Here is an 11,762-nt window from a genome sequence, read left to right on the forward strand (position 1 = left end):
TCAACACTCCCATTATTTAGTAATCCTGATATTGAAGATAATGTAAAAGAGATAGTGATGGAAAAAATTTGGAATTATAAAGTTAATAGTAATAATGAAGTAGCAGCTCCAGCGATAATAGCTTCAGTAGCGGTCACATCTGCACCGGTATCGGTGACTCTACACAAGTACCAACTCGTGGCACAGAGAAAGCAGAAGACAGATTATCTGCCGATATAAAAAAGCGTCTTTTTAATGGTGAAGATCCAATGAAAGTTATGAATTCATTAGAATACTACACTGATATCTCACCAACGAAAATAGAAGAATTAACAACTTATATTTGTGAATACGCTTTTAGTACTAAGTTAGCCGGCGATATTGACCTTGGACTATAAAATCTCTTTAAGTTTTTTTAAAGAAAAACCCGGTGGTTTTAGGTAGTCTAGTACTACCTTACCACTATCTAAGACTATAATCCTTTTGCCGTAATTTACGGCATCTTCCAAATTATGCGTTATCATAACGGAAGTTATCTTATGCTTCTCTATAATCTCTGCTGTTTTTTTCATCACTGCATGCGAAGCTTTTGGGTCTAAATTTGCCGTATGCTCGTCTAGAAATAATATTTTAGGCGGATGAGCTATGCTAAGTGCTAAGAGTATAATCTGCTTTTCGCCGCCGGAAAATTTACTGAGCGACTGTAAAAGTAAAGGCAAAAAGCGTTTAGGCGAGCCTGTAAGCTCTAACACCTCACTACTTGTTAATCGTTCATTACTAGGAAACCTACTTTCCCACAGAGTAATATTTTCCTTAAGCGTTAGCTCGGTAAATAGCCTCTCTTCAGCTTTTTGTGTTAGCGTAACCAGCGTACGAGCTTTCTGAGCTTTAGGTATTTTATCTATTCTGATTTGATCTAAAAATACTTTCCCACTAGTAGGCTTCAAATAACCGGCAAGTATTTTAGCTAAAGTAGATTTCCCGCTACCGTTAGACCCAAGTACTACGACAAACTCTTCTTTAGCAATATTTAAAGTAGTTTCAGCAATTATAGGCTCACTTCTTTCCTTAACTTTGAACTGTATTTTTTCTGCATATAAATAAGATTTCATAATTTTGTCTTTTTAATCGTTTTTATATTGATTAATGTCATCCTAACTAAAAGCGGGGTCTTGTGGCATGGATCGTTTTATGTTATTCCTGCATAAGCGGGAATGACATTACAAGTATTATTTCTTACCCACCGTACTCAATGAAATAAATAACACTATTCCTAAAATAAGCTTAAGATTTATGGGATCGATGCCAATTCGGAGTAAAACGCTCAAAGCAATAAAGTAAAATAATATGCCTATAAAACAAGAAAATATCTCTTTAAACGCATTAAAATTATTAGCATGGATTAAAATATGCCGCCCTATGACAATCGCACCGATACCGACTAATGCCACTCCAAAACCCATATTAATATCGGCAAAACCGTTTATTTGTGCCGATAAAGTGCCAGTTAAGGCAGCAAGACCATTACTTATGCTAAGCCCAAGCATGCGATAAAGCTCGGCAGGTTTTCCTAAGTTAATCAATAAATCTTTATTAAAACCAAAAGCTCGAAGGAATAAACCGAGCTTACCTTTCAATAAAATTATAACAGCAAATATAATAAGACAATTAATTATTATTAAAGGCACTAACCAATTTTCGAGATCTAATATAGATAGCAGAGTCGGCATACCAAGAACTGATATATTAGGACGCTGCATAATTTGCAAGTTAACGGAATAAAGCATAAAACTTGCAAGTATTCCGGCTATAAGCCCGTTAATGCGGTTATTCTTCTGCATAAAACTAACTATGCTACCGATAATTCCGCCTGATATTACAGCAAATATTAATGCAGGAAATAACCCCAATGAAATAGTGCGGGCAAACACCGCCGCACCAAGTACATAAGTACCGTCTACGGTAAGATCGGTAATTTTCAAGATTCGATAACTTATATACATCCCTAAAATAAGCGGCAGCATTATTAAGGATTGCTCAAGAGCAGTAACTAAAATGTTCATGTTACTACTCTGTAAGTTCTTTTTTAGTAAAAGGAAGTATGGATAAATTTTCCTTAGTAAGAATATCTTGTTTAACAAATGATTTAAGGTTAATAAATAAAGTTAAGTCTTGCATATCCTCAAATGGAATATCTTTCGGCTCTATTCCTTGCAAGATTTTTTTTGCCATTAACCCCGCTTCTACGCCTATTTGCTTTTCTTGCACTCCTACGGCAATAGTTGCCCCGCTAATTACCGAACCTTCATCGGAAGCAATGATAGGAATACGGCGTTTAAATGCTTCTTGCTTTAAAATATTAATTCCGCTAACTACCAAATGATCTTTCAGAATTACAAAACTCTGCGTATTTTCAGGAGCATTTTTTACAGCGACCGGCATATCATTTAAATTTTGTATCATTACCGTGTGCAGAGAAATATTGTTTTTTCCAGTATATAATTTTAATATTTCTACTTCAGGTATAACTTTCTCGCTACTGCTATAAATTAAAGTGATATTCTGTAAAAAAGGTAATTTACTAATGGTGTCGGTGATTTTTATCTCATCGTTAACACCGGTAACTAAAGGTAGGTTTTTACTGTTAATCATAGCAGCAGCACAAACAATCGGTTTATTTGTTATATGAGAAATAACAGTTTGGCTGGTTGTCATGCCGATGGGAATTATTACATCAATATCCTGATCTTTTATTTGCTTTACAATGGCAAGCAAAATATTAGAATCAGCATGAGCATTTTTAACTATAATTTCTGCATCTATATCTTTTAGCGATTCTTTAATTCCCAATATAATCTCGGTCATTGCAACATGTTCAAGCAGAACAATAATTGCTACTTTTTTTTGATCCGCATAAATTGCAGCTGTGATAAATAAAACAAAAAAAAAGAAAAAATTTTTTGAAAAATATTAGAGATAAACGTTTTAATATCCTGTCATAAGTTATAATTTAATAATCAAAATCTAAATTTGCATATAGCAAACATATAAACGCAAAAAATTATCTACGCCAAAACCAATTTTGTATTAAACTATTAACCTTTAAAGATATCATAAATATTTTTAACTGTAGAAATATAAAGTAAAGACAAAAAACTTATCTTTCTTTGACTAGAAGCTAAATAGTCAAGAAAGCTCTACCTTAGAGGCTATCTGTAAATAAATTTTAAGGCTAATTAAATTATTTTTTGCTGCAAATAGTAAGATTTATTTGAAATACAAATAATATTCTTTCAAAAATCTTATCAATTTTTGCTAAAAAAGCTCTTTAACTACTAATTAAACTTATTTATAGACAGTCTCTTAATTTTTAATGTTTAACACCATTTTAAGATTATGTCAATAACCAATAAATAGTATTACCTAAAAGAATTGCCTGAGATAGCCTATACCTCGATGTTATTACCGCTTCTGCAAAAAGTTATTATTGTATAAAGTTGCTACGTGGATCGATTGTACCTCTGTCATCTCATGGCTTGACCTTATAGTACCGAGACGTTTTTGTTCTATGTCATTCCCGCGTGGCATTGTTGCGTGGACCGGTAAAACCCACTGTGTCACCCCGTGGCTTGACCACGGGGTCCATAAAAATAATAAACAAATACTAATTTTAACTGGATACCGTGGTCAAGCCACGGTATGACACCGAACGGATTTTCCGATCCACGCAACAAGACTTTCCCGAGTAAGCAGGAATCCAGTAAAGTAAAGCCTTTAAAAAAAACTATGTATTTTCTGTTTGTTCTAGTACTGCTTCCCCTAGTAATTGCGATAGAACATCTTGACCTGCAGTCCAGCTTACTAGGGGCTCTTCACCTGTTAAACCGTTATCATAACAATTATTAATTTTAAAAAAATTAATGCTTTGGTAATGCTAAGTCAATGAAAATTTAAATATTATTCACAAGGTATCGATACTGATCTGACAAGTTCAATTATTATTTTTCTAATATTTGGATTTTGTACTCTAGTAAATGCTCTAGTTAAAGATAAAAGTTCTCTTTCCATAGTCCTTGATAATTCTTTATAATCAAAAGAGACGTCATTTTCATATTGCCCTTCTTCTTCAGCAATATTATTTAAGAAATCACTTTCTATTTCTTTGAATAGATATTCAATTTTATTATTAGAAGGATTTTCATCGTCAGTTTTTAACTTTTCTTCTTCAGAACTATTAAAGAAATACTTTAAAGGCGTATTTAAAACTTTTGCAAAAACATATAACCTACTTATAGGTATATTACTTAAACCTTCTTCATATTTTTTAACTTGGAGAGCACTAATATCTAAAGCTTGCCCTAATTCTTTTTGGCTAATACCTACAGCAAGACATCGTTCTTTTAAACGTTCACTTGCGAGTTTGTCCGGATGTTTTATTGAATCATTCATTTTAACAATAAGCTTTAATTATTAAAAATTAATTATTAATAAAGTCTATTCAATTTTAAATGTAGTATATATATTACTTTATATTTAATCAAGCAACTTTATTAAAAATTTAATATAATAATGCTAAAACCCTTTAGTTATCAAGAATCAAGGCTAATAAATAATTAATTAAAAGTATAAAAACGATGAGTAATAGAATAGTAAAATTACCAAATTGCGAGAATATAGTAGGAGAGGTTAGTTTTTTAGGAATTAAACCTTGAGTATAATTTATTTCATTTAGATTTAGTTTTTTTATTGTTCTACCAAAAGGATCTACTATAGCTGAAATACCGTTATTTGCTACTCTAATCATAGGTAAACCGTTCTCTACGGCTCTACTTCTACTAATATGAAAATGCTGATATGGACCGCTTGATTTACCATACCACGCATCATTTGTAATATTAATTATTACATCGGCTATTTCATTATTCGTCCGTACAAAATCAGAAAAAATAGATTCATAACAAATTAAAGGTTTAATTTTAAGATTATATTTTTCAAGATAAACAAGGCCTCCGTCTCCTTCTTTATAATCAATTAAACCGTGAGTTAATTTTTTAAACGGTAGTATCTTTTTAAGAGGCATATACTCGCCGAAAGGTACTAAATGTGATTTATGATATTCAAATAATTTACGATCATTTTTATCAAGAGCATACATAGCTGAGTAAAGTTCAAACTCATCACCTTGTTTTTTATTATTCGAGATCCCTCCTGTTATCAAAATAGCATTTGTAGAATTTAGCATTTTTAGTAATTCTGATTTAACTTGCGGTATATCATCAGGTACTACTAATGCTGCTTCAGACCAAATAATTAAATCGGTGGGTTCGGAATTTTCCGATAAATTAATATGTAGCATTAAATTATGCCAAAATTCTTCTTCATTCCATTTTTCGGTTTGAGGTATTGAAGGCTGCACTAATCGTACTTTTATATCAGTGAAATTTGTAGGGTTATTACTTAGTCTTACTGCTCCGTAAATGACAATTACGGTTAATATTAAGACTGAACTAGCTAGTAATATTTTTAACTGAGTAAATTGTTTGCTAAATAAAGGATAAGCTGATGTAGAAATATATATAACTATAAAACTAAGTCCATATATCCCTATTATACTTAAAGGCTGTATTAAAATATCTGAAAACGAGAAAGCATAGCCGATCAAATTCCAAGGAAGACCGGTAAAAATCCATGAACGTATCCACTCAAATAATACCCAACATAAACAGAATATAAATTGGTAATATTTATTATTTTTAGCAAAAAAACTAAGCATGCAGCTTGCTGATATAAAGAAAGCTAAAACTATAGGTAGCCCAAATAACGCAAAAGGAATTGCCCACCAAAAATCTGCAATATAAACGCTAACACCGATACTTATCCAATATATTCCACTTAAAAAATACCCAAAACCGAATAAATAACCAAATTTTGCAGCTTCTTGCCAATTTTCGGATTTTTGAACTATATAACATAAGTAAGATAATGTTAATAATGCCGGTATAAAGAAAGTCGGAGCAAAAGCTAAACCGCTTAACATCCCTAGCAGTAAACATATGATTTTAGGTTTATACATTTTTATCGATTATTTGTTTACAAAATAATACATCATGCTATCATTTCAGCAAGTTTTAATATAATGAGTAAATAAATGACTACAGGATTACTACAAGGAAAAAAAGGCTTAATTACAGGCATTGCAAATAATATGTCAATATCGTGGGCGATTGCACAGCTTGCTAAAAAACACGGAGCAGAGCTATGGTTTACTTATCAATCGGAAGTATTAGAAAAACGAGTTAAACCACTCGCAGAGGAAATAGATTGTAATTTTGTTAGCGAACTTGATGTTACGAATCCAAAATCAATTAGTAATTTATTTGATGATATAAAAGAGAAATGGGGTAGCTTCGATTTCTTACTTCACGGTATGGCTTTTGCCGATAAAAATGAATTAAAAGGACGTTATGTTGATACTAGCTTAGAAAATTTTCATAATTCTTTACATATATCATGTTACTCTCTTTTAGAGCTCTCAAGGTCCGCAGAAGCCTTAATGCATGACGGCGGAAGCATTGTGACGTTAACTTACTACGGTGCTGAAAAAGTTATACCTAATTATAATGTAATGGGAATTTCTAAAGCTGCACTTGAGGCTAGTGTAAAATATCTAGCAAACGATTTGGGAGAAAATACTATTAGAGTAAACGCTATTTCGGCAGGACCTATCAAAACTCTAGCATCTAGTGCAATAGGTGATTTTAGTACTATGCTTAAATCTCACGCTGCAACCGCACCGTTAAAACGTAATACTACCCAAGAAGATGTAGGAGGAGCAGCAGTATATTTATTTAGTAATTTATCTAAAGGTGTTACCGGTGAAATTCATTATGTAGATTGTGGTTACAATATTATGGGAAGTAATAAATTATAAATTATTATTGTATAGATCATTAAACGTGTTCGATGTCATTCCCGCGTGGCGTTGTTGCATGGACCGGTAAAACCCAATGTGTCACCCCGTGGTCAAGCCACGGGATGACAAAGGTGAAATTGGTCCATGCAACAATGCTTTCCCGCGTAGGCGGGAATCTAGTCATTAAAAAATATAAATGTACTAAATTTTAAAATTAAAAGCTCAAATAATTTCACTTTTTTTCTGGATTCCCGCTTTTAGCTAGGAATGACATTATAATCCATGATTTCTTTTTTTGAGATGTTCAGGTTTTGGAGGAACAGGCGGTTTTTTTGGATTTTGCCTGAACATTTTTAGCTTCTGACGGCAATACCGGATTATTTAATCTATTTAACTCTTTTGAGATTTGTTTTAACTGTTCTTGTACTTCTACCTTTAAAGAAGTATGAGAATTTTTAATTTCACTATTTACTATTTTTCCTATTTTCTCAAGATTTTCTTTAGAAATGGAATATGATTTTATACTTATATAATTAACAATCTTTGACTACCAAGTTTGTCTTTTATCTAATTCTTGATGTATTATATCTACTAAATCATTTTTTTTGAATGTTAATATATAATCAGAAGCTCCTTCTAAGGATTTAGATAAATACCTTTTTATTTCTTCTCGTCTCTTATCTTCAATACTTACCTTTTTGTCTTTCTTGAGTGTTGTTATTGCTTTTTCAATTATTGAAGATATCTTAGTCTCTTTTCCTTCACTTGTTTTATTTTCTAAATTTTCTTTGGTATTAAAATGTATATTAGTTCCTACTTTAGCATCTAATAATTGTTTAACATACTTACCGTTAGGAGCAGCTATTCCTCCTTCTATTTTCAATGCTTCTTCCGGTGATTTTTTATATATTTTCTCATATATTTCTGATTCTCGAAAAAGTGGAGCATATAATAAAAAATTAATACTTTGAGCTATTCTACTATCTACTAAATCTTTAGAATTCCTTTTAGGATAAAATTTTTCTTGTAAAATACGATAGTGATCTAATATTTCCTGGGTTATATCTTTTACATCAAGAGATTGTAATTCTCCTTTATCATTAAATTTTGCTTTCATACCTGAGCGTTTTGCTTCCAACAATAATATTCCTTGAAAAACTTTATTATTAGGAGTACGACAAACAAAATTAGGATCATTATCCGGCATTAATTCATTTGCATTTTCCATTATTGCTTGATTGAGCTTATGTAACTGCTCCTTATTAAGCTTTTTATCTAAAAAACTTATAAAAGCTTCCCTTTGTTTTTGCTTACTTGCATTACTAAAAGCCTGCTGCATCTTTTGCAAAACATCAAAATCAAAATTTTCGTTACCTATTTCTTTGATAACTAAATTTGCTAAATTTTTTGTTTCAGTATTCACTGTTTCTTTTTTATTTTTTGTAGCCATATTTAATATTAATCTAACTTATAATTATTTAAATATTAATGATAGATTAAATTAATTTCTAGAGGTTTTTACTATATTTATAATCAAAACTTTAAGACAGTATCTAGAAAGTCATACTGAACTTTCGCTATTTCCTAGAATTTCTATTGATACTATCTCACCATCTGGTTGACTATGATTTACTAGCTCTAATATATTTGAAGATGCTAAATTGCTAATATAAACACCTTCTACATCATTTAATATAGAATTAAATACATATCTATCTACTTCATCGCCCTTATTAATATCATAGTATGGTTTAAATTTTTCTAATTCACTTACTTTTTTAAACCTCTCTGACTTAAATAATTCTTTTGCTACATCATGTTCTTCGATATATTTACTTACAAGTAAAAACATTATGCTTTGTGCTAAGCTATTTTTAATATAAAATTCTTTTAAGCATTCAATAAAATTTTCAAAAAAACTTACTTCTTCAATTAATTCTTCAAAAGGAATTTGACAATCATGGAACAATTCTTGATATAATTTTTTCTGCAATTCCTCTTTTTCAATTAGTTCTTCAAAAGGAATTTGACAATCATGGAACAATTCCTGATATAATTTTTTCTGCAATTCCTCTTTTTCAAAGTTTTTCAAATAAAAATTATCTACTAATAACTTGTAAAGTTCAAGTATCTTGCTAGGAAAGTTGATTTTTAAAGTTCCTTTTTTATCAACTTCTACAGCAAAATTGTTTCTTTCTGCTTGCAATAATAATATTTCTTGAAAAACTTTATTATTAGGAGTACGACAAACGAAATTAGGATCATCATCCGGCATTAATTCATCTGCATTTTCCATTATTGCTTGACTGATTTTATGTAATTGCTCTTTATTAAGCTCTTTATCTAAAAAACTTATAAAAGCTTTTCTTTGTTTTTGCTTACTTGCAATGCTAAAAGCCTGCTGCATCTTTTGTAAAATCCCAAAATCAAAATTTTCGTTATCTATTTCTTGGATAACTAAATTTGCTAAATTATGTGATGCTTCATCACATAATTCTTCTCTTTCTAAGTTTCTTTGACCTAACCCGGAATAAACATTGAATCCTGATTCTTTCTTTTGAGCTAATCTAGGATATTTTTCTTCAATTTCTCTAGGTTTACTAATACAAGAGAGTATATTTTCTTTTAGCTTCATATAATTTATTCCTTAAATTAAAAAGGCTTATTATATTTAGTTAGAAAATATTAGCAAGCACTTTATAAAAAATTAAGATAAATTAATTTTTGTTAAGAGGGTGATGCAATAATGCTTTTTTTAGATGATTAGTTTGAAGATGAGTATATATTTGGGTAGTTGATATATCAGCATGACCGAGTAACTCTTGAATAACACGCAAGTCTGCTCCGCCCTCAAGTAAATGACTTGCAAAGCTGTGGCGTAATATATGAGGAGAAATATGTTCAGGGTTAAGATCGGCATAAAGAGCAGCAGATTTTAACAGAATTGCAAAATTTTGCCTAGTCATATAACCTGCTAAAGCTGATGAAGGAAATAAATAAATTAGATTTTTTGGTTTAGCTTTATTCACAAAAACATCTCTAATTGCAAGATATTTAGCAATAGAGATAACTGCCTGTTCATTTATTACTATGACTCTTTCTTTATTGCCTTTACCAAGTACCGAAAATATTTTTCTTACTTCTCCTTTAGAAGTTTTATTAGTCAGAATATCAGTAAGCTTAAGGCTAACAAGTTCTGAGACTCTAAGACCGCTAGCATAAAGCAAATGAATCATAGCATTAAGCCGTATACCTTCAGAAGAATTATCTTGCGAGCAATATTCAAGTAACGATTTAATTTGATCTATAGACAATATTTCGGGAAGTTTATTTTGATATTTCGGTAAATCTACGTTAAGAACAGGATTAAAAGCGGTATGGTTTTCGCTAATTAAAAACTCATAATAACTTTTTATAGTTGAGATTTTTCTGTTTATTGAACGTGCTTGTAAATCATTGCTTGCTAGATACTCAATCCAATCTCTAACATGCTCTGTGATAATATTTAATTCGGATAATTTTTGTTTAGCAAGATAGTTTTGAAAATCGAATAGGTCACGCTTATAGCTAAGTATGGAGTTTTTTGATAATGCTCGCTCAGCTAAGAGCATTTCTAGGAATTGCGAAATAAATTCCATAAGATGTGTTAATTTTTATATTGGAGGCCAGGGTCGGAATCGAACCGACGAATAGAGGATTTGCAGTCCACGGCATTACCACTTTGCTACCCAGCCAAAGCTGTCATACCGTGGCTTGACCACGGTATCCAGAAAAAATAATTTAAAAAAGACTAGATCCTGCTACAAGCTCGCGGGATGACAAGATGTGATACTACCAACATCCATTCAAAAAAGCAACTATTTTTATCTGATAGCTAGACGAAGTTTAATTTAGAAAAGAGCAAGGCGCCTCAGAACTTTTAACCGCAGCGTAGGACTACTACGTGAGGATTAAAATCGAGAAGCAACGACGCCAATTTTTCAAATTAAACAAGTATACTCCTAATCCTTGCAGGATATTTAAACGATTTATCCTTTATAAAATTCAAAAACTGGCTAACGGAATCCACTATATCGTCATTTTTAATATGGGAAAATTCAGTAATTCCTTTAAAATTATGCTTGATTGTTTAGGTATTAAAACACTAGCTGATTGAAATAAAGGAACTACCGAGGCGAATCTTGTAACTTTATCGAGCTTTGGCTTAATCCCGATCACTCTAATATTATCGCCTAAAAATCCTATATCTTGTATCAATTGTTGACCGCTTGCTTTATCCTCGATTAATATAAATTTTGGCTGATATTCTCTAGCTAATTTTTCCGTCAAATTCTTAAGCTCAGGATAATTAATTTTTTTCCGTACTAATGATACTAGATAATATTTCTGCTCAAGAATCCCCTATATAGTACAAACATTATAATCGGAATCTTCAGAAATTTTAATTGCCGTATCCCAGCTTTGCACAAAATAATCAAACTTCTCAGGTAGAGTTTCATAAAAGCTAATATCCTCCATATTAAGCAAAGATGACCCCCTAGCTATAGGTTCTTGCAAATATTGGGCATTATAATTATAGCTACCTATTTCCTGCTCCAGCTTTGCCAAGCAATCAAGAGGTTCTTTATAGCTATCTAAAATCTCACCGCTAAGGTATTGATATTCTTTATTCATTAATTTAAAGGAGTAATCTTGAATGCTAATAGCTGGAATTTTCAAATGATGCCATAAATTGCTACTATTAAGTAGATAACTGGATAAATCATCACTATGAAGACGCTGCATAACTAGAACTATCGCTCCCTTATTACGATCATTTAGTCTGCTAACAAAAGTTTGCTCAAACCAATCTGGAAGTGTTGAGAGATAA

At 31.2% G+C, this 11,762-nt stretch carries 10 protein-coding genes, 1 tRNA gene and 5 pseudogenes; 4 read left to right on the forward strand and 12 right to left on the reverse strand.

Annotation, left to right across the window (positions count from 1 at the left end; genetic code table 11):
• Positions 1–219 (forward strand): annotated as a pseudogene (locus tag SB78_RS11250) (hypothetical protein); the annotation flags it as partial.
• A 152-nt stretch (positions 220–371) separates the two neighbouring features.
• Here the strand turns inward: SB78_RS11250 and SB78_RS06475 are convergent.
• From SB78_RS06475 to SB78_RS06485, 3 genes and pseudogenes are all read right to left on the reverse strand, one after another.
• Entirely contained in the window at positions 372–1,091 is a 720-nt protein-coding gene (locus SB78_RS06475) for an ATP-binding cassette domain-containing protein (RefSeq protein ID WP_041079534.1), read from the reverse strand.
• Between the two features lie 117 nt (positions 1,092–1,208).
• Positions 1,209–2,042 carry an ABC transporter permease gene (locus SB78_RS06480; protein WP_041079535.1) on the reverse strand — a complete coding sequence of 278 codons (834 nt, stop codon included), beginning with the start codon at positions 2,040–2,042 and terminating at the stop codon, positions 1,209–1,211.
• 4 nt (positions 2,043–2,046) lie between these two features.
• A pseudogene (locus SB78_RS06485) lies at positions 2,047–2,969 on the reverse strand (ABC transporter substrate binding protein).
• 578 nt (positions 2,970–3,547) lie between these two features.
• On the opposite strand from SB78_RS06485, the gene SB78_RS11585 reads away from it, so the two are divergent.
• A complete protein-coding gene (locus SB78_RS11585) occupies positions 3,548–3,682 on the forward strand; it encodes a hypothetical protein (RefSeq protein WP_277813937.1) in 135 nt (44 codons plus the stop codon).
• Positions 3,683–3,763: 81 nt separating this feature from the next.
• Here the strand turns inward: SB78_RS11585 and SB78_RS11815 are convergent.
• The 3 genes and pseudogenes from SB78_RS11815 to lnt form a co-directional block, all read right to left on the reverse strand.
• Positions 3,764–3,874, reverse strand: a pseudogene (locus tag SB78_RS11815) (negative regulator of beta-lactamase); the annotation flags it as partial.
• 62 nt (positions 3,875–3,936) lie between these two features.
• Entirely contained in the window at positions 3,937–4,428 is a 492-nt protein-coding gene (locus SB78_RS06490) for a helix-turn-helix domain-containing protein (protein WP_041079537.1), read from the reverse strand.
• A 133-nt stretch (positions 4,429–4,561) separates the two neighbouring features.
• Positions 4,562–6,052 carry an apolipoprotein N-acyltransferase gene (gene lnt / locus SB78_RS06495; protein WP_041079538.1) on the reverse strand — a complete coding sequence of 497 codons (1,491 nt, stop codon included), beginning with the start codon at positions 6,050–6,052 and terminating at the stop codon, positions 4,562–4,564.
• A gap of 75 nt (positions 6,053–6,127) precedes the next feature.
• Between lnt and fabI the strand changes: the two genes are divergently transcribed.
• Positions 6,128–6,910, forward strand: coding sequence for an enoyl-ACP reductase FabI (gene fabI, locus SB78_RS06500; RefSeq protein ID WP_041079539.1), 783 nt, complete (start codon positions 6,128–6,130; stop codon positions 6,908–6,910).
• A 32-nt stretch (positions 6,911–6,942) separates the two neighbouring features.
• Positions 6,943–7,104 (forward strand): hypothetical protein, encoded by a 162-nt coding sequence (locus SB78_RS10310; RefSeq protein WP_199402836.1) that lies wholly within the window; start codon positions 6,943–6,945, stop codon positions 7,102–7,104.
• A 61-nt stretch (positions 7,105–7,165) separates the two neighbouring features.
• Here the strand turns inward: SB78_RS10310 and SB78_RS06505 are convergent.
• The 6 genes and pseudogenes from SB78_RS06505 to SB78_RS11260 form a co-directional block, all read right to left on the reverse strand.
• Positions 7,166–8,342 (reverse strand): annotated as a pseudogene (locus SB78_RS06505) (DUF5410 family protein).
• Between the two features lie 111 nt (positions 8,343–8,453).
• On the reverse strand, positions 8,454–9,527 hold the full coding sequence (locus tag SB78_RS06510) for a DUF5410 family protein (RefSeq protein ID WP_041079540.1): 1,074 nt from the start codon (positions 9,525–9,527) through the stop codon (positions 8,454–8,456).
• 82 nt (positions 9,528–9,609) lie between these two features.
• Positions 9,610–10,530: a site-specific tyrosine recombinase XerD gene (locus tag SB78_RS06515; RefSeq protein ID WP_041079541.1), complete on the reverse strand. Its 921-nt coding sequence runs from the start codon at positions 10,528–10,530 to the stop codon at positions 9,610–9,612.
• A gap of 21 nt (positions 10,531–10,551) precedes the next feature.
• Positions 10,552–10,626 (reverse strand) — tRNA-Cys (locus tag SB78_RS06520).
• Positions 10,627–10,960: 334 nt separating this feature from the next.
• A complete protein-coding gene (locus SB78_RS11255) occupies positions 10,961–11,221 on the reverse strand; it encodes a hypothetical protein (RefSeq protein WP_241773815.1) in 261 nt (86 codons plus the stop codon).
• Positions 11,222–11,293: 72 nt separating this feature from the next.
• Positions 11,294–11,762, reverse strand: a pseudogene (locus SB78_RS11260) (phage terminase large subunit); the annotation flags it as partial.

The organism is Rickettsia asembonensis, assembly GCF_000828125.2.
Lineage (GTDB): Bacteria > Pseudomonadota > Alphaproteobacteria > Rickettsiales > Rickettsiaceae > Rickettsia > Rickettsia asembonensis.